Source organism: Phyllobacterium phragmitis, assembly GCF_002980495.1.
GTDB lineage: Bacteria > Pseudomonadota > Alphaproteobacteria > Rhizobiales > Rhizobiaceae > Paramesorhizobium > Paramesorhizobium phragmitis.
The window spans coordinates 1-298 of record NZ_PVBR01000114.1; the positions used below are offsets into that span (position 1 = coordinate 1).

At 67.1% G+C, this 298-nt stretch carries 1 pseudogene; it reads right to left on the reverse strand.

The window, feature by feature from the left end:
- A pseudogene (locus tag C5748_RS28455) lies at positions 1-298 on the reverse strand (invasion associated locus B family protein); the annotation flags it as partial.

The window sequence follows — 298 nt, forward strand, 5'->3', positions numbered from 1 at the left end:
ATGGCAAGTACACGCTGGCCGTTCTGCTGGGCTTGGATCTGCGACATCGCGCACCGTTTGGTTGTGCCCTGCTGTACGCAACCGACCCGCCAGTCCCGGTAGACCTCGTTGAGCGAGGACGCTCCGCCCGGGAGCGTCGAGCTACCGCCGGTCTGGGCCTGTGCCACCTCAAAGCGTTGCGGGGCCGGATCGCTGAACGCATCCGTCGCGGCCACGGCCTGGGTCGGATTGGAGATTGCGACACCCGGCGCGAGATAGAGGGCAGCGGTCGCGCCGATGAGGATGGTCGCAACCGTGG